This is a genomic window from Mycobacterium sp. URHB0044 (assembly GCF_000620625.1).
Lineage (GTDB): Bacteria > Actinomycetota > Actinomycetes > Mycobacteriales > Mycobacteriaceae > Mycobacterium.
The window spans coordinates 68,667-89,432 of record NZ_JIAW01000021.1; the positions used below are offsets into that span (position 1 = coordinate 68,667).

At 67.9% G+C, this 20,766-nt stretch carries 21 protein-coding genes and 1 pseudogene; 18 read left to right on the forward strand and 4 right to left on the reverse strand.

Features of this window, described 5'->3' with window-relative positions; all coding sequences use genetic code 11:
* Window positions 1-75 precede the first annotated feature (75 nt).
* Together N536_RS0129790 and N536_RS0129795 are read left to right on the forward strand one after the other, a co-directional pair.
* Window positions 76-438 carry a helix-turn-helix transcriptional regulator gene (locus N536_RS0129790; protein ID WP_029116961.1) on the forward strand — a complete coding sequence of 121 codons (363 nt, stop codon included), beginning with the start codon at window positions 76-78 and terminating at the stop codon, window positions 436-438.
* A complete protein-coding gene (locus N536_RS0129795) occupies window positions 435-908 on the forward strand; it encodes an SRPBCC family protein (RefSeq protein ID WP_029116962.1) in 474 nt (157 codons plus the stop codon). Before N536_RS0129790 ends, N536_RS0129795 begins: the two co-directional genes overlap by 4 nt.
* 88 nt (window positions 909-996) lie before the next feature.
* Here the strand turns inward: N536_RS0129795 and N536_RS0129800 are convergent, their stop codons facing one another.
* On the reverse strand, window positions 997-1,284 hold the full coding sequence (locus N536_RS0129800; protein WP_029116963.1) for a GlsB/YeaQ/YmgE family stress response membrane protein: 288 nt from the start codon (window positions 1,282-1,284) through the stop codon (window positions 997-999).
* A gap of 92 nt (window positions 1,285-1,376) precedes the next feature.
* Window positions 1,377-1,997 carry a hypothetical protein gene (locus N536_RS0129805; protein WP_029116964.1) on the reverse strand — a complete coding sequence of 207 codons (621 nt, stop codon included), beginning with the start codon at window positions 1,995-1,997 and terminating at the stop codon, window positions 1,377-1,379.
* Window positions 1,998-2,127: 130 nt separating this feature from the next.
* On the opposite strand from N536_RS0129805, the gene N536_RS0129810 reads away from it, so the two are divergent.
* The 11 genes and pseudogenes from N536_RS0129810 to aroQ all read left to right on the forward strand — a co-directional run bounded on the left by N536_RS0129810 (window position 2,128) and on the right by aroQ (window position 12,288).
* A complete protein-coding gene (locus N536_RS0129810; RefSeq protein WP_197040271.1) occupies window positions 2,128-2,517 on the forward strand; it encodes a secondary thiamine-phosphate synthase enzyme YjbQ in 390 nt (129 codons plus the stop codon).
* A gap of 105 nt (window positions 2,518-2,622) precedes the next feature.
* Window positions 2,623-5,325, forward strand: a complete 2,703-nt coding sequence (alaS, locus tag N536_RS0129815) for an alanine--tRNA ligase (protein ID WP_029116966.1) — start codon at window positions 2,623-2,625, stop codon at window positions 5,323-5,325.
* A 4-nt stretch (window positions 5,326-5,329) separates the two neighbouring features.
* On the forward strand, window positions 5,330-5,839 hold the full coding sequence (ruvX, locus tag N536_RS0129820; protein WP_029116967.1) for a Holliday junction resolvase RuvX: 510 nt from the start codon (window positions 5,330-5,332) through the stop codon (window positions 5,837-5,839).
* The gene (gene mltG, locus N536_RS0129825) at window positions 5,832-7,082 is read left to right on the forward strand and encodes an endolytic transglycosylase MltG (RefSeq protein WP_029116968.1); all 1,251 of its coding nucleotides are present in this window, start codon (window positions 5,832-5,834) and stop codon (window positions 7,080-7,082) included. Before ruvX ends, mltG begins: the two co-directional genes overlap by 8 nt.
* Window positions 7,079-7,900: a shikimate dehydrogenase gene (locus tag N536_RS0129830; RefSeq protein WP_051574858.1), complete on the forward strand. Its 822-nt coding sequence runs from the start codon at window positions 7,079-7,081 to the stop codon at window positions 7,898-7,900. Before mltG ends, N536_RS0129830 begins: the two co-directional genes overlap by 4 nt.
* Window positions 7,901-7,909: 9 nt before the next feature.
* Window positions 7,910-8,341 carry an A24 family peptidase gene (locus N536_RS0129835; RefSeq protein ID WP_036438097.1) on the forward strand — a complete coding sequence of 144 codons (432 nt, stop codon included), beginning with the start codon at window positions 7,910-7,912 and terminating at the stop codon, window positions 8,339-8,341.
* 18 nt (window positions 8,342-8,359) lie between these two features.
* On the forward strand, window positions 8,360-8,854 hold the full coding sequence (locus tag N536_RS0129840) for a GNAT family N-acetyltransferase (protein ID WP_029116971.1): 495 nt from the start codon (window positions 8,360-8,362) through the stop codon (window positions 8,852-8,854).
* A 54-nt stretch (window positions 8,855-8,908) separates the two neighbouring features.
* Entirely contained in the window at window positions 8,909-10,120 is a 1,212-nt protein-coding gene (aroC, locus tag N536_RS0129845) for a chorismate synthase (protein ID WP_029116972.1), read from the forward strand.
* Window positions 10,120-10,614, forward strand: a pseudogene (locus N536_RS0129850) (shikimate kinase); the annotation flags it as partial. The gene aroC and the pseudogene N536_RS0129850, both read left to right, overlap by 1 nt.
* 145 nt (window positions 10,615-10,759) lie before the next feature.
* Complete coding sequence (gene aroB, locus N536_RS0129855; RefSeq protein ID WP_029116974.1) at window positions 10,760-11,851, forward strand: 3-dehydroquinate synthase; 1,092 nt, start codon at window positions 10,760-10,762, stop codon at window positions 11,849-11,851.
* Window positions 11,848-12,288 (forward strand): type II 3-dehydroquinate dehydratase, encoded by a 441-nt coding sequence (gene aroQ / locus N536_RS0129860; protein WP_029116975.1) that lies wholly within the window; start codon window positions 11,848-11,850, stop codon window positions 12,286-12,288. Before aroB ends, aroQ begins: the two co-directional genes overlap by 4 nt.
* Here aroQ and N536_RS0129865 read toward each other — a convergent pair.
* A complete protein-coding gene (locus N536_RS0129865) occupies window positions 12,285-12,854 on the reverse strand; it encodes a B-4DMT family transporter (RefSeq protein ID WP_029116976.1) in 570 nt (189 codons plus the stop codon). The two genes, aroQ and N536_RS0129865, sit on opposite strands and share 4 nt — an antisense overlap.
* Before the next feature lie 33 nt (window positions 12,855-12,887).
* Here N536_RS0129865 and N536_RS0129870 point away from each other — a divergent pair, with 33 nt between their 5' ends.
* The 4 genes from N536_RS0129870 to N536_RS0129885 are packed head-to-tail and all read left to right on the forward strand — an operon-like array spanning window position 12,888 to window position 15,615.
* Window positions 12,888-13,982, forward strand: a complete 1,095-nt coding sequence (locus N536_RS0129870; protein ID WP_029116977.1) for a Xaa-Pro peptidase family protein — start codon at window positions 12,888-12,890, stop codon at window positions 13,980-13,982.
* Between the two features lie 14 nt (window positions 13,983-13,996).
* Window positions 13,997-14,560: an elongation factor P gene (gene efp / locus N536_RS0129875; protein ID WP_029116978.1), complete on the forward strand. Its 564-nt coding sequence runs from the start codon at window positions 13,997-13,999 to the stop codon at window positions 14,558-14,560.
* Between the two features lie 33 nt (window positions 14,561-14,593).
* Entirely contained in the window at window positions 14,594-15,070 is a 477-nt protein-coding gene (nusB, locus tag N536_RS0129880; protein ID WP_029116979.1) for a transcription antitermination factor NusB, read from the forward strand.
* A 2-nt stretch (window positions 15,071-15,072) separates the two neighbouring features.
* Complete coding sequence (locus N536_RS0129885) at window positions 15,073-15,615, forward strand: hypothetical protein (RefSeq protein ID WP_029116980.1); 543 nt, start codon at window positions 15,073-15,075, stop codon at window positions 15,613-15,615.
* A gap of 1 nt (window position 15,616) precedes the next feature.
* Here the strand turns inward: N536_RS0129885 and N536_RS0129890 are convergent, their stop codons facing one another.
* Window positions 15,617-16,720: a helix-turn-helix transcriptional regulator gene (locus N536_RS0129890; RefSeq protein WP_029116981.1), complete on the reverse strand. Its 1,104-nt coding sequence runs from the start codon at window positions 16,718-16,720 to the stop codon at window positions 15,617-15,619.
* Between the two features lie 513 nt (window positions 16,721-17,233).
* Between N536_RS0129890 and N536_RS40955 the strand changes: the two genes are divergently transcribed.
* Complete coding sequence (locus tag N536_RS40955) at window positions 17,234-20,764, forward strand: YncE family protein (RefSeq protein WP_197040267.1); 3,531 nt, start codon at window positions 17,234-17,236, stop codon at window positions 20,762-20,764.
* The last annotated feature ends 2 nt before the right edge of the window (window positions 20,765-20,766 follow it).

Below are 20,766 nucleotides of genomic sequence, written 5' to 3' on the forward strand. Positions count from 1 at the left end.
ACAGCCCTTGACGGCCGGCTCACTCCCTCCTAACTTTGTAGTCAACCGATGTGTTGATCAAACAGAAGGTTGACAATGCACGTTGATGGAGAAGCGGAGACGGGGTTGGACAAGGCGTTCCTGGCGCTGGCCGACCCGGTCCGGCGGGCCATCGTGGCGCGGCTGTCACGCGGCCCGGCGACGGTCAACGAGTTGGCCGAACCGTTCGACATCACGAAACAGGCGGTGTCCAAGCACATCCAGGTGCTCGAGCAGGCCGGCCTGGTCACCCGTAGCCGGGATGCCCAGCGCAGGCCAGTGCACCTGGACGCGGCGGCACTGGAGCGGCTGACGGCCTGGATCGACCGATACCGGCTCGACGCCGAGCGCAACTACCGCCAGCTGGACGGCCTGCTGGCGGCGATGACCGACACAGGAGAGAAAGGGAAGAAACAATGACGAACGCACTCAACTTGCAGGCTCCCGTCGACACCCTCGCCATGGAGTTCACCCGCGAGTTCGATGCTCCGGTGGAGGCGCTGTTCCGTGCACATGCCGACCCCGAGCTGGTCAAGCAGTGGCTGGGGCCGCGCGACCTCGAAATGACGATCGAGCGCTGGGACTTCACCACCGGCGGCGGTTACCGCTACGTGCACAAGGCCGATCGTGGTGAGTTCAGCTTCAACGGCGTGTTCCACAAGGTCCGGGACAACGAATTCATCATTCAGACCTTCGAATTCGAAGGCGCGCCGGACATGGTGAACATCGAGTTCATGTGGTTCGAGGACATCGGCGGCGGCCGCAGCCGGCTGCGGGGCAGGTCGATCTGCCCGAACGTCGAGGCCCGCGACGGCCTGCTGTCCTCCGGCATGGAGGGCGGCATGAGTGAGGGCTACGAGAAGCTCGACGAGCTGTTGAAGAACCTCTGAGGAACTTGACGCGCGCCCACGATCCCGGTCAGCGATGCTGACCGGGACCTCGGGGGGCGTTGGTTGTTCGCGGGATCCAACGACGCGGCTAGCGCCGCAGCATCCCCGTATGGCGACGGCCCATCATGGCCGACACCAGCGCGACGCCGATAGCCGCCACGACGACCTGGACCAGCAATTCGAGCCAGTCGATGCCGTTGGTGGCGGTGGGAATGCCGAGCGCGCGTGCCAGCGCGGTGCCCAGGAAGGCAGCCACGATGCCGACCAGGATGGTCACGAGCACGGAGATGTTCTGCCTGCCGGGAACGACGAGTCGGCCAAGAACGCCGACCACGATGCCGATCAGAATCGCAGTGATGACGCCGGTGATAGTCATTTCTTCCTCCAGGGACGAATGGTGAGAAAGAAATACCCTTGGGATCCTCAAATAAACGTCGCCGTCAATCGAATGCCGCTCCCGGCGTGTGGTCAGGACATCTCGGGCACCCGCAGGTGGGCCAGCGCCAATTCGAACTCGCCGACGTCCATGATGTCGGCACCGAGCTCGCGGGTCCGCGCGTTCCTGAGTTCCTTGGCCTGGTCTTCGTTGCGTTGCATCGCTTCCCGGCTGTCGAACGTCGTCGACGACACGGCTCGCCCCGTCGAGCGGTTGATGAGCAGACTGGCGCTGCAGAACCCCTCGAGATCCTCCAGCGCCGGCAGCACCGACGTCTTGTAGAACTCGATGGCGCGATCCGCCTGGTCCTGAGGCACCTTGAGCCACGTCGCCCGCACGCAGGCGCCGTCGGCTGAGAGGTGATCCCGATGCAGGACCCCGATCTCCCAGTCCGCCACCGTCGCCGTGCCGCCGAAGGTCGCCGCGGCCTGGTCACGAACCGCACCGATCCGTTCGGCGCTGGCGCGCTGGGCCTCGTCGGTTTCCCATGCACTGGTGGCGATGCACTGGCCGGATTCTCGATCGACCAACAGTGACAGGCCGACGTAGCCGTCCATGTCCTGCAGCGCTGACATCACCTCGTCGCGGACGTAGGCGATGCCCGCGTCGATCGATGATTGTTGCGCCTGGATTGTGGTAGTCCGTGCGAACACGATCCACCCCCCTTTGGTTGGGGCGGCGCCCCGGCGGCGCCACCGGTCCATTCATCACTGTCCTCCGCCGAATTTGCTGAGGCAATGGCTCGTAGGGTTGGAAACGTGGACGGTGAAAATGAAGACTGAGGTGCTTGAGGTCGACACCGCGCGGCGGCGGGCGGTGGACCTGACCGATGAGTTTCGGGCGTTCTGTGCCGACCGGGGTGATGGTCTGTGCAACGTCTTCGTGCCGCACGCAACGGCTGGCGTGGCGATCATCGAGACGGGCGCTGGGTCGGACGACGACCTGATCGACACATTGGAGCGGCTGTTGCCCCGCGACGACCGCTACCGGCACTCCCATGGCTCACCGGGCCATGGCGCAGATCACGTCTTGCCCGGCATTGTGTCGCCGTCGGTGACGGTGCCGGTGCAGGGCGGTGAGCCACTGCTCGGCACGTGGCAGAGCGTGGTGCTCGTCGATCTCAACCGCGACAATTCCCGCCGCTCCGTCCGGCTGAGCTTCATCGACGGCTGAACGGCACTCCGCGCACGCGCCGTTCGTTGCCCTGTCAGCCGAGCCACGGCGGACCGGTACTGTAATGCGGTCGAGAAATCACCAGCACCTTAAGGACAGCAGCACGTGCAGACACACGAGATCAGGAAGCGCTTCCTCGATCACTTCGTGAAGGCGGGCCACACCGAGGTGCCCAGCGCATCGGTGATCCTCGACGACCCGAACCTATTGTTCGTCAACGCGGGCATGGTCCAATTCGTCCCCTACTTCCTTGGCCAGCAGACCCCGCCGTGGAACCGTGCCACGAGCGTGCAGAAGTGCATCCGCACGCCGGACATCGACGAGGTCGGCATCACGACGCGGCACAACACCTTCTTCCAGATGGCCGGCAACTTCTCGTTCGGCGACTACTTCAAGAAGGGCGCCATCGAATTCGCCTGGACGCTGCTGACCAATCCGCAGGATCAGGGTGGCTACGGTTTCGATCCCGAAACGCTTTGGGCGACGGTCTATCTCGACGACGACGAGGCCATCGGATTGTGGCAGGAAGTCGCCGGCCTGCCACTCGAGCGCATCCAGCGCCGGGACATGGCCGACAACTACTGGTCGATGGGCATCCCCGGGCCGTGCGGCCCCTCGTCGGAGATCTACGTCGACCGCGGACCCGAATACGGCGTCGGCGGTGGACCCGTCGCCAACGAGGACCGCTACATCGAAATCTGGAACCTCGTGTTCATGCAGAACGAGCGCGGCGAGGGCACCTCGAAGTCGGACTTCGAGATCCTGGGGCCGTTGCCGCGCAAGAACATCGACACCGGCATGGGCGTCGAGCGGGTGGCGTGCCTGCTGCAAGGTGTCGACAACGTCTACGAGACCGACCTGGTGCGTCCCGTCATCGACACGGTTGCCGCCCGCGCCCCACGCGGGTACGGCGCAGGCAATCACGACGACGACGTGCGCTACCGCATCATCGCCGACCACAGCCGCACGGCGGCGATCATCATCGGCGACGGCATCAGCCCCGGCAACGACGGCCGCGGTTACGTGCTGCGCCGCCTGCTGCGCCGCGTGATCCGGTCGGCCAAGCTGCTCGGCATCGACACCCCGATCGTCGGCGACCTGATGCTCACGGTGCGCGACGCGATGGGTCCGTCGTATCCCGAACTGGTGACCGACTTCGACCGGATCCAGCGCATCGCCGTTGCCGAGGAGACCGCGTTCAACCGCACTCTCGCGTCCGGCTCACGGCTGTTCGAGGAAGCAGCGAATACGACGCGGTCGTCGGGTGCGACGGTGCTGTCGGGCACCGATGCGTTCACCCTGCACGACACCTATGGCTTCCCGATCGAACTCACGCTGGAGATGGCGGCCGAGGCGGGGCTGAGCGTGGACGAGGAGGGCTTCCGCGGGCTGATGGCCGAGCAGCGCCAGCGCGCCAAGGCCGACGCCGCCGCGCGCAAGCACGCCCACGCCGACCTGACCGCCTACCGGGAACTGGTCGATGCGGGCCCGACGGAGTTCACCGGCTTCGACGAGCTCAGCTCCGAGGCAAGGATTCTGGGCATCTTCGTCGACGGCAGGCGCGTTCCCGTCGTCGCGCATGGCGAGGCCGGGACCGCCGATCGCGTCGAATTGGTGCTCGACCGCACCCCGCTCTACGCGGAGTCCGGCGGCCAGATCGCCGACGTCGGTTCGATCAGCGGTACCGGGTCCAGTCAGGCGGCCAAGGCCGCGGTCACCGACGTGCAGAAGATCGCCAAGACGCTGTTCGTGCACCGCGTCGTCGTGGAGTCGGGTGAGTTCGTCGAGGGCGACACCATCGTTGCGGCCGTCGACCCGAAGTGGCGCCACGGCGCCACCCAAGGTCACTCCGGTACCCACATGGTGCACGCCGCGCTGCGACAGGTGTTGGGCCCCAACGCCGTTCAGGCCGGCTCCTTGAACCGGCCGGGTTACCTGCGCTTCGACTTCAACTGGCAGGGTGCGCTGACCGATTCGCAGCGCGACGAGATCGAAGTGGTCACCAACGAGGCCGTCGAGGCCGACTTCGCCGTGAACACCTTCAACACCAAGCTCGACAAGGCCAAGGCCATGGGCGCGATGGCGCTGTTCGGCGAGGCCTATCCCGACGAAGTGCGGGTGGTCGAGATCGGCGGCCCGTTCTCGATCGAGCTGTGTGGCGGTACGCACGTGCACAACTCGGCCCAGATCGGCCCGGTCACGATCCTCGGCGAGTCGTCGGTGGGTTCCGGCGTGCGCCGGGTCGAGGCGTACGTCGGCCTCGATTCGTTCAAGCACCTCGCCAAGGAACGGGCGCTGCTGGCCGGGCTGGCGTCGTCGCTGAAGGTGCCCTCCGACGAGGTGCCCGCTCGGGTCGCCAACCTCGTCGAGCGCTTGCGCGCGGCGGAGAAGGAACTCGACCGCATGCGCCTGGCGAATGCCCGCGCGGCGGCTTCCAACGCCGCCGCCGGCGCCGAGCTCGTGGGCAAGGTCCGCCTGGTGGCGCAGCGGATGGCCGCGGGCATCTCCGCTGCCGATCTGCGCAGCCTGGTCGGTGAGATCCGCGGGAAACTCGGCTCCGAAGCCTCGGTCGTGGCGCTGATCGCCGAGGGCGAAGGGGACACGGTGCCGTTCGTGGTCGCGGCCAACACCGGCGCTCAGGACCTTGGCCTGTCGGCCAACGACCTCGTCAAGACGCTGGGAGCCGCGGTCAATGGCCGTGGCGGCGGCAAGGCCGACCTCGCGCAGGGTTCGGGCAGCGGGGCATCGGGAATCGACGCGGCGCTGGCCGCACTGCGTGCCGAAGTGGCACGGAGCCAGCGGAGCTGACTGAGTGGGCCGCAACGATGACCGTCTGCCGGACCGGCCCGGGGGCGACGACGACCCCGGACGCGGACGACGGCTCGGCATCGACGTGGGCACCGTCCGCATCGGCGTGGCCACCAGTGATCCCGACGGAATCCTCGCCACCCCGGTGGAGACGGTCCGGCGCGACCGGACCGACAAGCACGTGAAGCGGCTGGCCAGGCTGGTCGACGAGCTGGAGGTGGTTGAGGTGGTGGTCGGGCTGCCCCGCACCCTCGCCGAACGCACCGGGCCATCGGCCGTCGACGCCATCGGCGTCGCGGACACACTCGCCGCCCGCATCGCACCGATCCCGGTGCGGCTGTCCGATGAGCGGCTGACCACGGTCACCGCGCAGAGGTCACTGCGGGACGCCGGCATCAAAGCGAAGGGACAGAAGGCGATGATCGATCAGGCCGCCGCGGTCGGCATTCTGCAGACCTGGCTGGACCTGCGGCGTGCCGTTCTGGCCCGTCGGACCGGAGCGGCCGATGCCTGACGACTGGGGACGCCAGCGCACCGAGCCGGTGTCGGTCGGTAGGCCGCGTCGCAGCATGAGCCGGACCGAACGGGCACGCGCGACTCGCAACCGCCGCAGACGCCGGACCATCACGGGTTTCGCCGTCGCCTCCCTGATCGTCGTGGTCATCGGTGCGGTGTTCCTCGGCTCTCGGATGTGGCACGGGCTCTTCGGAGCCGGCGACGACTACCAGGGCGACGGCGTCAACGACGTCGTCATCGAGGTGCACAACGGCGACTCCACGACGGCCATCGGTCAGACGCTGCTCGACCACGAAGTGGTGGCGACCGTGCAGGCCTTCGTCACGGCCGCGGCGGGCAACACCGCGATCTCGTCGATCCAGCCCGGGTTCTACAAGATGCGCACCGAGATTCCCGCGTCCAATGCCGTTGCGCGGCTTGCCGATGCACAGAACCGGGTGGGTCGGTTGGTGATTCCCGAAGGGCGTCAGCTCGACGACATCGCCGACGTCAGAACCAATGCCGTCACCCAGGGCATCTTCACGCTGATCTCCGAGGCCACCTGCGTGCAGCTCGACGACACCAAGCAGTGCGTCAAACCCGAGGACCTCAAACAGGCTGCCGCGTCGGCCGCGCCGTCGGCCTTGTCCATCCCGGACTGGGCGCTCGAACCCATCAAAGTGCTCGGCAACGACCACCGCCGCATCGAGGGCCTCATCGCCCCCGGCACCTGGAACGTCGATCCGTCGGCGTCGGCGCAGGAGATCCTGTCCACCCTGATCGCCGCCAGCGCACAGCAATACGTGGCGCAGGGACTGCTGGAGGCGGGCAAGACATCCACCTTGTCGCCGTACCAGATCCTGACAGTGGCGTCCCTCGTGCAACGCGAATCCAAACCGCAGGACTTCGCCAAGGTGGCCCGGGTCATCTACAACCGTCTCGCCGAACCCGAGCACAACCGCCTGGAGTTCGACTCGACGGTGAACTACCCGCTGGACCGCCAGGAGGTGGCGACCACCGACGCCGACCGCGGTGCGGACACGCCGTGGAACACGTATGTGCGCGAAGGGCTTCCGGCCACGCCGATCTGCTCGCCCGGCCAGCCGGCGCTGGCGGCGGCAGAGAACCCCGAGCCGGGTGACTGGCTGTACTTCGTCACCGTCGACCTGACCGGCACCACGTTGTTCACCCGCGACTACCAACAGCACCTGGCGAACATCGAACTCGCCAGGCGCAACGGGGTCCTCGACAGCGCGCGATGAGCGCAGGCGAACAGGGCCCTCCGGTGCACGGTGGCGGGCCACGACGCGCGGCCGTACTGGGGTCGCCGATCGCGCACTCCCGCTCGCCGCAGCTGCACCTGGCGGCCTACCGCGCACTCGGCCTGACTGACTGGACCTACGACCGCATCGAATGCAGCGCCGACGAATTGCCCTCGCTGGTAAGTGGTTTCGGCCCCGAGTGGGTGGGCGTGTCGGTGACCATGCCCGGCAAGTTCGCCGCGCTGGAGTTCGCCGACGAGCGCACGACGCGTGCCGAACTCGTCGGTTCGGCGAACACGCTGGTGCGCACGGCCGTCGGTTGGCGCGCCGACAACACCGACGTCGACGGAGTGATCGGTGCGCTCGGCCCCACGACGGGCCGGGCGGCGGTGCTGGGGTCGGGTGGCACCGCGCCCGCGGCGGTGGTCGGCCTGGCCCAACTCGGCGTCGGGGACGTCACGGTCGTCGCCCGCAGCCGCGACAAGGCCGCGCCGCTGGTGTCGTTGGGTGAGCGGCTAGGGCTCGACGTCCGGTGGGTCGAGCTGGGTACGCCGCTGGGTGGTGTCGACGTGGTGGTGAACACCCTTCCTGCTGACGTGGCCGCGAGGTACGTCGGCACCGTGGCCGCCGTGCCGGTGTTGCTCGACGTGGTCTACGACCCGTGGCCCACCCCGCTGGCCGCCGCGGTCGCGGAGGCCGGTGGTCGGGTGATCAGCGGGCTACGGATGCTGCTGAATCAGGCCTACGCCCAGGTCGAACAATTCACCGGGCTCCCGGCACCGAAAGAGGTGATGAGCGCCGCGCTGGACCGACGTTAGCCTTCGATCATGGGGGTGGGGGTGGCCTGCGTGGGAGTGCTGGCGTGGTTCGCGGCACTGACCGTTTACGACGTCCGGCAGCGGCGGCTGCCCAACGCGCTGACGCTGCCGGGCGCCGCGGTGGTGCTGATCGTCTGCGCGGCGACGGGACGCGGCGTGCCTGCGCTCGTCGGTGCGGTCGCCCTGACGCTCCTCTATCTCGGCGTGCATCTGGCGGCTCCGGCGGGCATGGGTGCCGGTGACGTCAAGCTGGCGATGGGCGTCGGCGCGCTGACGGGATCGTTCGGCGTGGACGCCTGGGTGTTGGCGGCGCTGGGCGCTCCCGTCCTGACCGCGCTGTGGGCGGTCGCGGTCGCGTTGCGCGGCAGAAGCGCCACCGTGCCGCACGGTCCGTCGATGTGCGTGGCCGCCGCCGCTGCGGTCGCCCTGGTGGTCGCGTAGTCATACGGTGGGCTGACCATGTCGACCCGTGCCGCCACACCCGCCGACCTCGACGCCATCGCCGAGATCTACGCCCACTACGTCACCACCAGCGTCGCGACGTTCGAACTGGAACCACCGGACGCCGAGGAGTTGCACCGCCGGTTCGCCGCCATCACCGAGGCCGGCCTGCCGTTCCTGGTGACCGAGCGTGACGGGGCGATCGCCGGATACGCCTACTGCGCGCCGTGGAAGACGCGACCCGCCTACCGGGCGACCGTCGAGGACTCCATCTACGTCGCCCCGTCCGGCGTCGGCAAGGGATGCGGCACCGAGCTGCTGCGTGATCTGCTCGACGCGTGCCTGGCCGCGGGCGTCAGAGAGGTGATCGCCGTGATCGCCGACACCGGCGACCCCGCGTCGGTCGAACTGCACCGCCGGTTCGGCTTCGTCGAGGCCGGGCGGCTCACCCGCGTGGGCTACAAGCACGACCGGTTCATCGACACCATCCTGTTGCAGCGCTCGCTGGCATGAGCGGATTGCTCGGCGGTTTCGGTGCCTGGGCTCCGTCATGGGAAGATGGGACGCGTGTTGCGATGGACAACTGCTGGTGAATCCCACGGCCGCGCCTTGGTGGCCGTGGTCGAGGGCATGGTCGCGGGTGTCGGCGTTACCTCGGAGGACATCGCAGGCCAGCTGAAACGCCGCCGCCTCGGCTACGGCCGCGGCGCCAGGATGAAGTTCGAGGCCGACGAGGTCACCGTGCTGGCCGGCGTCAGGCACGGCCTCACGCTCGGCGGGCCGATCGCCATCGAGATCGGCAACACCGAGTGGCCCAAGTGGGAGACCGTGATGGCCGCCGACCCCGTCGACCCGGCCGAACTGGACGTCGCTCGCAACGCGCCGCTGACCCGCCCGAGGCCCGGGCATGCCGACTACGCGGGCATGCTCAAGTACGGCTTCGACGATGCCCGGCCGGTCCTCGAGCGCGCCAGCGCCAGGGAGACCGCCGCCCGGGTCGCCGCAGGCACCATCGCCAGGGCGTTCCTGCGCGAAGCGCTGGGCGTCGAGGTGCTGTCGCACGTCATCTCCATCGGTGCGTCGAAGCCCTACGACGGCCCGCCGCCGCAGCCCGCCGACCTGGCCGCCATCGACGACAGCCCCGTCCGCGCGTTCGACAAGGGCGCCGAAGACGCGATGATCGTCGAGATCGAAGCCGCCAAGAAGGACGGCGACACGCTCGGCGGCGTCGTCGAGGTGGTCGTCGAGGGACTACCGATCGGACTGGGTTCGTTCACCAGCGGCGAGAACCGGCTCGACAGCCAGCTTGCCGCCGCCGTGATGGGCATTCAGGCCATCAAGGGCGTCGAGATCGGCGACGGGTTCGAAACCGCGCGCCGGCGTGGCAGCGTCGCGCACGACGAGATGTATCCCGGTCGGGACGGCGTGATCCGCTCCACCAACCGCGCCGGTGGACTCGAGGGCGGCATGACCAACGGTCAGCCCCTACGGGTGCGGGCCGCGATGAAGCCGATCTCGACGGTCCCGCGGGCACTGGCCACCGTCGACATGGCGACCGGCGACGAGGCCGTCGCGATCCACCAGCGCTCCGACGTGTGCGCCGTGCCCGCAGCAGGCGTGGTCGTGGAGACGATGGTCGCGTTGGTCGTGGCGCGTGCGGCGCTGGAGAAGTTCGGCGGCGACTCGCTCACCGAGACCCGCGCCAACGTCGACAACTATTTGCGCGGCATCGCCGCCCGGTCCGGTGAGCAGGTGCCCTCAGTGCAGGCGTCGGGCTGATGGCGCCCAAGGCGGTGCTGGTGGGCATGCCCGGCTCGGGCAAGTCCACCATCGGCCGTCGGCTTGCCAAGGCGCTCAACGTGCCACTGCTCGACACCGACGCCAAGATCGTCGAGAACACCGGCCGCAGCATCGCCGAGATCTTCGTCGACGGTGAACCGGAATTCCGCCGCATCGAGGCCGACGTCGTGCGGGCGGCCCTAGCCGAGCACGACGGGATCGTCTCGCTGGGCGGCGGCGCGATCACCTCCGCCGAGGTACGCGAGGCGCTCGCCGGGCACACCGTGATCTACCTGGAAATCAGTGCGGCAGAAGGTGTTCGGCGGGCCACCGGTGGCGCCGTGCGGCCGCTGCTCGCCGGCGGCGACGCGGGCGAGAAGTTCCGCGCACTGATGGCCGCGCGGGTCCCGCTCTACCGTCAGGTCGCCACGATGCGGGTCAACACCAACCGGCGCAATCCCGGAGCCGTGGTGCGCCACATCGTGCACAGGCTCGACGACTGCGGCAGCGGCGACCACCACCATGGGAGGCGACGCCGTAGGTCGGCGTGGCGGCGGCTTCCCACCGTGTTGAATCCAGCCCCAACCAATGAGGCCCCGCCCAGCCCCGCGGCGCTGGCCCGCCGAGCGGAAGCGCGCAATGACTGAACCCGTAACCGTCGACGTCCTCGTCGAGCGGCCGTACCCGGTGATCATTGGGCGCGGTCTGCTCAACGACCTGACCCGCGTGCTCGACGGACGTCACAAGGTGGCGATCCTGCACCAGCCGTCGCTCGCCCAGACCGCCGAGGCGATCCGTAACCATCTGTCCGACAACGGCGTTGGCGGTGGCATCGATGCGCACCGCATCGAGATCCCCGATGCCGAGGCGGGCAAGGAACTGCCGGTTCTCGGCTTCATCTGGGACGTGTTGGGCCGCATCGGGATCGGCCGTCGGGACGCCGTCGTGAGCCTGGGCGGGGGAGCGGCCACCGACGTCGCCGGCTTCGCCGCTGCGACGTGGCTGCGCGGCGTCGACATCGTGCACGTGCCGACCACGCTGCTCGCCATGGTCGATGCGGCCGTCGGCGGCAAGACGGGCATCAACACCGACGCGGGCAAGAACCTGGTCGGTGCCTTCCACCAACCGCTCGCCGTGCTGATCGACCTCGCGACCCTGGAGACGTTGCCGCGCAACGAGATCGTGGCGGGCATGGCCGAGATCGTGAAGGCCGGGTTCATCGCCGACCCGGTCATCCTCGACATGATCGAGGCCGACCCCGAGGCCGCCTTGGATCCGTCGGGCGACGTGCTGCCCGAGCTGATCCGGCGCGCCGTCGCCGTCAAGGCAGAGGTGGTGGCAGCCGACGAGAAGGAGTCGGCGCTGCGGGAGATCCTCAACTACGGGCACACGCTGGCGCACGCGATCGAGCGGCGCGAGCGCTACCAGTGGCGCCACGGCGCCGCGGTCTCGGTGGGTCTCGTGTTCGCCGCCGAACTCGGCAGGCTGGCCGGGCGGCTCGACGACGACACCGCCGACCGGCACCGGTCGATCCTGACGTCGCTGGGGTTGCCGGTCAGTTACGACGCGGACGCCCTGCCTCAGCTGCTCGAATACATGGCGGGCGACAAGAAGACCCGGTCCGGCGTGCTGCGCTTCGTCGTCCTCGACGGGTTGGCCAAGCCGGGCCGGCTGGAGGGCCCGGATCCCGCGCTGGTGGCCGCCGCGTACTCGGAGATCGGAGTCAGATGAGCGCCTACCCGACGGTCAACGTGATCAACGGCCCCAATCTCGGCAGGCTCGGCAGCCGCCAGCCCGAGGTCTACGGGCACACGACGCACGACGATCTCGTCGCGCTGATCGAGCAGGAGGCCACCGACCTCGGATTGAAAGTCGTTGTCCGCCAGAGCGACAGCGAAGCCGAGCTACTCGGTTGGATCCATGCCGCCGCCGACGCCGGCGAGCCGGTCGTGCTCAACGCGGGCGCGCTGACCCACACGTCGGTGGCGCTGCGCGACGCGTGCTCGGAACTGACTGCGCCGCTGATCGAACTGCACATCTCCAACGTGCACGCCCGCGAGGAGTTCAGGCACCACTCCTACCTGAGCGCCGTGGCGACAGGCGTGATCGTCGGTCTTGGGGTGCAGGGGTACCTGTTGGCGCTGCGTTACCTGGCCAGCCTCGACTAGGGACGGTGCTCGGCGCGCTCCGTGCCGCCACCCTCGGTGGTCACCGGCGTGGCCTGCGTGGTCTCGTCCTGGCCTCCGGCGCTCACGGCGGCGAAGACGTCGGTGTCGGCGCGTTCGCCGTCGGCTGGCTGGCGCACGAACGGCGGGGTGTTGCGGTCAATCAGGTAGCGGCCAAGCGCCACGCCCGCGATCGCCGCAAGGAACGTCAGCAGCGCGGTGAACGCGGCGAACGTGGTGATCTCGTTGAGCAGCGCCTCGGCGTACAGGTTGTCGTAGAACAGCGAGATGAACCAGGCGACGAACCCGCTGACGATGCCGGCGAACAGGCCGGCCAACAGCCACGTCATCGCCAGGTCGCCGCGCCGGTCCGGGTCGGGCTGGGCCCTGGCGTCGCTGCGACCGTCGATCAACCCCCAGACGAACGCACATACGGCGAACACCACGACCAGGGTGGAGCTGATCAACAGGGCCTGTGTTTCCCAGGTGTTGATCAGCGCGCCCTGCAGCAGCCGGACCACGACCATCAACGCCGCGAACACCAGTCCGCGCAGCAACCACTTACTCATGGGGGCACAGCGTAGCGAGTAGCGTCAACCGCTGTGACGATTTCTCAGCGCCGGGACCGTCTGCGTCGCCGATTGGTCAACGCCGAGCTGGACGCAATGTTGGTGACCGACCTGGTCAACGTGCGTTATCTGTCCGGTTTCACCGGTTCGAACGCCGCTCTACTAATTCTGGCCGAACACGAAACGCCGGTGCTGGCCACCGATGGGCGCTACCGCACGCAGGCGGCCCAGCAGTCGCCGGACGTCGAGGTCGTCATCGAACGGGCGTGCGGTCCGCATCTGGTGGCCCGCGCGGCGGCCTGGGACGTGCGCCGGCTGGGCTTCGAGAGTCACGTCGTCACCGTCGACGGGCACGCGATGCTGCTGAAGGTGGCAGGCGACGACACCCAGTTGGTCCGGGCGGCGGGAATCGTCGAGGCGCTGCGCGAAGTCAAGGATGCCGGCGAGATCGCGCTGCTCCGGCTGGCCTGCGAAGCCGCCGACGCCGCACTCACCGATCTGGTGGCGACGGGTGGACTGCGCCCCGGGCGCACCGAGAAGGAGGTTGGTCGCGAGCTCGAGTCGCGGATGCTCGACCACGGTGCCGACGGGGTGTCGTTCGAGACCATCGTCGCGGCGGGTCCGAACTCGGCCATCCCGCACCACCGGCCGACGGACGCTGAGCTCGCCGCGGGCGACTTCGTCAAGATCGACTTCGGCGCGTTGGTGGCCGGATACCACTCGGACATGACCCGGACGTTCGTGCTGGCGCCGGTCGCGCAGTGGCAGCGTGACCTGTACGCCCTGGTGGAGACCGCCCAGCGGATCGGTCGCGACGCGCTGGCGCCCGGCGTGTCACTCAAGGACGTCGACGGCGCATCCCGCCAGGTCATCGCCGAAGCCGGGTACGCGGAGAACTTCGGTCACGGGCTGGGACATGGCGTCGGGCTGCAGATCCACGAAGCGCCGGGAATCAGCGCGTCCGCCGCCGGTACACTGCTTCCTGGCTCTGCGGTGACCGTGGAGCCCGGTGTCTATCTGCCCGGCCATGGCGGCGTCCGCATCGAGGACACGCTGGTCGTGGGCAGTGAAGAAACACCCACACCCGAATTGCTTACCCGGTTCCCCAAGGAACTGGCCATTCTCTAGGAGTAGTACCGAACGTGGCATCCACCGCAGACTTCAAGAACGGGCTCGTCCTGCAGATCGACGGGAACCTGTGGCAGATCATCGAGTTTCAGCACGTCAAGCCGGGCAAGGGGCCGGCGTTCGTGCGCACCAAGCTCAAGAACGTGCTGTCCGGCAAGGTCGTCGACAAGACCTACAACGCCGGCGTGAAGGTCGAGACCGCGACCGTCGACCGTCGGGACACCACGTACCTGTACCGCGACGGCAGCGACTTCGTCTTCATGGACAGCCAGGACTACGAGCAGCACGCGCTGCCTGAGTCGCTGGTGGGCGATTCCGCCAACTTCCTGCTCGAGGGCATGCCCGTGCAGGTCGCGTTCCACGACGGCGCCCCGCTGTACCTCGAGTTACCGACGACCGTCGAGCTGGTGGTCACGCACACCGAGCCCGGCCTGCAGGGCGATCGGTCCAGCGCGGGTACGAAGCCTGCCACGGTCGAGACGGGCGCGCAGATCAACGTGCCGCTGTTCATCAACACCGGCGACAAGCTCAAGGTGGACTCCCGCGACGGCAGTTACCTGGGCCGCGTGAATGCGTGAGCCTGGGCGGGCGAAGCGCAGCGGAGCGACGGGATGAGTGACCGTCGCGGCGACCGAGGCAGGCATCAGGCCCGCAAGCGTGCGGTCGACCTGCTCTTCGAGGCCGAGGCCCGCGGACTGACCCCTGGGGAGGTCGCAGAGGGACGCGGCACGCTGGCGCAGGGCGACTCCGAGATCTCCGCGCTGAACCCCTACACGGTGACGGTGGCCCGCGGCGTGACCGACCACGCGGCGCACATCGACGATCTGATCTCCGCGCACCTGCACGGGTGGACGCTGGAGCGGCTCCCCGCGGTCGACCGCGCGATCCTGCGGGTTGCGGTGTGGGAGTTGCTGCACGCCGACGACGTGCCCGAGGCGGTGGCCGTCGACGAGGCTGTCGAACTGGCCAAGAGCCTGTCCACGGACGATTCGCCGAACTTCGTGAACGGCGTGCTCGGCCAGATCATGTTGGTGACTCCGCAGATCCGTGCCGCCGCGGCTGCCGTCCGCGGGGCCCCGGAGGGATAGCCATGAGCGTGCCGCAGGACTGGGCGCCGTACGCGACCGTGGAGGAAGCGGCCAGGGTTTATTTGCGCGACCCTGAACTGGCACTGGACCAACTGCGGTCGCTGGTGGACTTTCCGACGATCAAGTCGTTCATCATGTCCCGCGGCGCAACGGAGGAGTCCTGGGGCGAGGCGCTGTGGCAGGAGATCGTGCTCACCGACGGTCGCCGCCTCATCATGTGGCGCGCTGACGATGAACTGTCGTCGGTCGAGGGCCGCGAGCCGCGCCGGACGCTGGACGCGTCGATCCGGACGATCCTGTTGTCGACCATCACCGACCACATCCTGACCACCGAGTTCGAGATCCTCGACGACGGAACCCGCCGGCTGGCCGAAGTGCGGCTGCGGATGTACACCCAACTGCTCACCCGCACGCGGCAGAAGTCTGCCGTCGACACCGATCTGTTCTGCGAATCGTTCCGCTATACCAAGACCGTCGACAACGGTGGCCTGGCCCAGATGCAGCGGCTGCTGCAGTTCGGCCGGATGCTGTCGCGGTCGATGTGAGTCACGGACTCAGTGTGAGCAGACGCCTGACGAGCTCCGCCTGACGGTGTGTGTCGGTCTTGTCGAAGATGTGCTGTAGGTGCGTGCGGACAGTCGTGATCGACACCGACAGCTGATCCGAGATCTGGTGTAGGTCGTCGCCGCGTACGACGGCAAGCGTCACCTTGACCTCCGCGTTGGTGAGCCCGTAGACGCGTTGCAGCTGGACTGCCGTGGGCTCCGGTTCGTTGTCGGGATCCACGATCATCACCAAAGCAGCAGCGTCACTTGGTATTTCGTCGGTCGGGCCGCGGCGAAGCGGTAGCACGTGAACGACGTAGGGCCGTCTTCCCGAGGGGCGGTCGCACGTGAACGACTGCCCGCGACAGGTGTCGGATTCATCGTCGAGCAGAGCGAAGTGGATTGCGCCACGCAACTTTCGGCCCACGTGTGTAGTCATGGCGCCCAGGTGTCCGGATCGCATCCGCAAGCCGTCCTCCGCGCGAAGCATCCGTTCGGCGGCACTGTTGGCGTTGATCACCACACCGTCCAGTCCGACCAGGATCATGCCGTGCCGGACCGCATCAAGGGCTCCGGCGAGGTCGGCGTTGAGTTGGGTGAACGCGGACAGCTTGGCTTGAGCGCGCACAGCCTGTTGCAGATGGGGAGTCAGGCCACTGAGGAACTTGACCCGTTCGGGTGTGTCGAACGGCGCCGAATCGTCCGACGAAGCCACGATGAAGATCGTGGGTCGAGGGCCACCCGTGAGCCGCACGAACAGCCCGTCAAGCAAGTCGTTGGGACGCATCCAGCAGTTGTAGAACTCGGACCACCGGTTCGGCACGATGAGTTCGGTCCCGGTGCGCACCACACCCACCGGGCCCCTCTGGACGGTGGCCAGCACGTGGTCGAGGTGGCGATAGTGCTCCGCGTAGCTCTTCATGGTGGCATCGGGCAGCGTCGTGTTCTCGATCGACCACACCGCACCGTCGGGGGTGGCGAGTGCTCCGCCGATGCCGCCGACCGTCTGATGAACCTCCCGGATGGCCGCTTCCCAGTGCTGGGGAGCGACCGCGGCGGCGTAGATACCGGAGACTATGCGGGAGAAGTCCTCGACGGTGACCAACGGGCCGTCCCCTTGTCTGCGACATGCTCTGGCATATCGATTTCCCCTCATCCCGGCGTTGGAGTGAACGGTAGCTGGATCTCATTCATTTGGATGACGTACTGCCGAACGGGGACGTGCTTACTTACCAAGATGTCGGGTCAATCGGCGCAGCGACACCTGGTGTCCCGGCGCCATGGCAACGGGGTGAGCGACCTATGACGAGGGGTGATGGGTCGGTGGCAACGACCCCTTCGGGACGGCGGCTGTGGCGTGCCAGCGGTTCCACGCGTTTGGCCGTAACGCCGTTTCGCGGGTTGAGATTCGAGTATCCGACTACTCGAGTGCTTCGGACCGTCGACGAGGACGATGAAGGCGCGGTTGGTGGTGGCGTCGTCTCCGGATTGCCGGGCAGGTGAATAGCGACTTCAGCGGGTTGGCCCCAACGGGCCGGTGGGGGGAACTCCGATGGGTTACGCGCGATATGTGGGCCGGGTTGGTTCGTTAGCGGTCGCCTTGGGTGTGGGGATAGCCGTGGCAAACACGCCTGGCGTTGCCAATGCCACGCCGAATGCCGATGCGACGTCGACGGAACCCTCGACGACGGATGGCTCGCCTGCCGGTGCTGCCACGGGAGCGTCGGCGACGGGTACGGCCGAAGCCCCGAAGGTCCCGTCGGGGTCTCCGGGTTCGGACGGAGGCTCCGATGACCCCGGGGATGATGCCGGGGACGACGCCGGTGCGATGAAGGTGGACGCGACGGGCGGATCGATTACCTCGACGACGCCTGGCTCCGCGGGCGCTGCGTTGGCCGACGACGGCACTGCCGGCACGGACACGGACACCACGACCGACCGCGATACTCCTGCGGCGCGCGTCAAGTCTGGCAAGTCGGACTTCGAATCGTCGCCGGTCAAACCGGCCAAGCGCGCGTCGACGGCCGTGAGCGCGTCCAATGCGGACACCGGGACGCCACCTTCGGCGAGGCGTAGCGCGTCCGCAGCGGCCGACTCCGTCAGTACGAGAGCGGTGGCACCGTCGGTGCCGCGCTCGACTCAACCCCCCGCGGCGTTGACCTCGGATATGGCTGCGCCGCAGGCAGTCTCGGCATTCGCGGAGGCGCCCGTGGCACCGTCCTCGGTGGTGTCGCAGTTGGCGTCGACGATGATGTCGCTGGTCGGATGGAACCCGTCGGCGGCCGGTGGCGGCCCCGTGACGCCGGGGGAGTCGCCGGTGTCGTTGGTGCTGCTCGGCGCCTGGCGGCGGTTGTCGCAGCAGTCGCTGGCCGGCGAATCATCAACGACCGCCTCGGATTCCACGCAAACCTCGTTGAAGCTTGCGAGCACCGATACCGGTGGCGCCCAGCCGATGATGGCGTTGGCGGCGACGGCGGTCAACGCCGCGCCCACCGCATCGCCGACGGTGAATGCGCCCGACGACGTCAACGCGGGCAAGGTGACGGGGTCGCTGAACGCCACCGATCCCGAGGGCAGCACGCTGACCTACGCCGTCACCGGCACACCGGCGAATGGCGCGGTCACGGTCGATGGAGCGGGCAACTACGCCTACACGCCGACGCAAGCGGTACGCCTGGCCGCGAGTCAGACTCCGGGGGCCGACACCGACAGCTTCACCGTCACCGTCAGCGACGGCCAAGCCAGCACGCCTGTCGCCGTGACGGTGCCCATCTCGTCGATGCAGACGTCACTGAACGCGCCGACCACCGTCGGGACGAACCCTTCGGCGCTCGCGCTGAGCGGCAACTACGCATACCTGGCCAACCAGGGATCCAATACGGTGTCGGTAATCGACACGCGCACTGGGCAACTCGTCGACACCAATCTCGCCACTCCCACCGTGGTCGATCCCATCACGGTCGGCACGTCTCCGGCCGCAGTGGTCGCGACGTCCAACGGAAAGGTGTACGTCGCCAACAGCGGCAGTGGCACGGTATCGGTGATCAGCACGTCGACCAACAAGGTGACCAAGACCATCCAGGTCGGTTCCTCACCGCAGGGGTTGGCGGTCAGCCCGGACGGCAGCAAGGTCTACGTCGCCAACAGCGGCAGCGGCACGGTGTCGGTGATCAGCACGTCCAGCGACGCCCTCGTCGACGTCAACCCGGTCACCTGGTGGGCAGTCGACTCGATCGCGGTCGGCTCGTCGCCGACCGGGCTCGCCGTCAGCCCCGATGGCTCCCGGCTCTACGTGGCCAACAAGGGAAGTGGCACGGTGTCGGTGATCAACACGGCGAGCTACGGCGTCACCAACACCATCACGGCTGGAACCCAGCCCACCAGCCTCGCCGTCAGTCCCGACAACAAGTCGGTCTACGCGACCAACACCGGCAGCAGCACCGTGACCGTCATCGACGCCACGAACGCCGCCACGAACGCCTACACCGTGCGCAAGACCGTCGCGGTGGGCACTTCCCCCAGTTCGGTGAAGTTCAGCCCGGACGGCAGCCTCGCGTACGTCGCCAACGGGAACGACTCGATCTCGGTGATCGACACCAGGAGCACGACAGTGACTCGCACCCTGGCGATCGATCCCGCGGCCGAGACGGGAGGGCACAGCATCGCGCTGAGCGCCGACGGCAACACGATCTACGTCACCGATGCCGTCGACCGCAATGTGCGCGTCCTGAAGTTGGCGCACGTCAACTCCGCTCCGACGCCCAAGGGGCTGCCGACGGTGACCGGCACCGATTCGACGACGGGGGCGGTCACGGGATCGGTCAACGTCACCGACATCGACGGCGACAAACTGACCTTCGCCACCGCACCGAACACGGGCCCGGCGAGCGGCACGGTCACCTACGGTGAGGTCACCGGTACCTACACCTACACGCCGACCGACGCGGCGCGGCAGCAAGCGGCGCAGACCAGCACCGAGGACTACGACCACTTTACGGTCAACGTCGGCGACGGCCAAGCGACTACGGCGGTTCCCGTCACCGTCGTGATCTCGCCGAAGGCGGCCGTACCGCCACCTCCGAGCGGGGGCGCCCCGACCACGACGCCAATCCCGGTGGGAAGCAACCCGAATGGGGTGGCGGTGGCCGGAAACCAGGCCTACGTGGTGAACGCCGACAGCACCGTGTCGGTGATCGACACGACCTCCGGGCAGGTCGTCAAGACCATCGCCGTCGGATACGCGCCGACGCGGGCCACTGCCGCTCCCGACGGCAAGCGGGTGTACGTCGCGAACTACGACTCCGTTTCGGTCATCGACACCAGCACCAACACGGTCGCGGCGACGATCTACGTGCCCAACGAGTGTGGCGAGTGCTACAACGGCGTCTACGACGTGGTCGTCAGCCCCGACAGCAAACGGGCGTACGCCGCCGTCGGCGACGGCAGCATTTCCGTGATCGACACCGATCCGACGCACACCACGACCTACAACAAGGTCATCTCGACGTCGAATGTCGGTGTGTGGGACGGCGATTTGGAGATCAGCGGAGATGGGCGCCGGCTCTATGCGGGCGCTCCGACCGACGACGCCGTGTACGTCATCGACACGTCGACCATGACCGTCACCAAGGCCGTGCACGTCGGACCGGCGTGGAATGCCGACGCCTTCCACAACGAGGTGGTCGACAGCACGTACAACGTGGCCGTCAGCCCCGACGGCAATCGCCTGTACGTCACCGAGCGGGTGCTCGTCGTCGACCGCGGCGTCGGCGGCCAGACCAGCGGCTGGTTCATCACCGACGACCAAGGCCGCAATTGGCTGGTGACAGGCACTTACAGCGCGGTGTCGGTGATCGACACCAACCCGGCGAGTGCCACCTACAACACGGAGATCGGACGGATCACCGTGCCCGCCGGTGCCTACGACGTGGCGTTCAGCCCCGATGGCAGCACCGCCTACGTGACACATTCGGACGGAAAGTCAGTCACGATGATCGACACCCGCACCAACCAGGTGATCCGTACGTTCACCACCGATCAGAGCTCAAATGCGGTCAGCCGCAGAATCGCGGTGGGTGGCAACGGCAAGCTCTACGTGACGGACTCCGCCGACAACCTGCTGTACGTCACGTCCTTCACGACGGTATGACG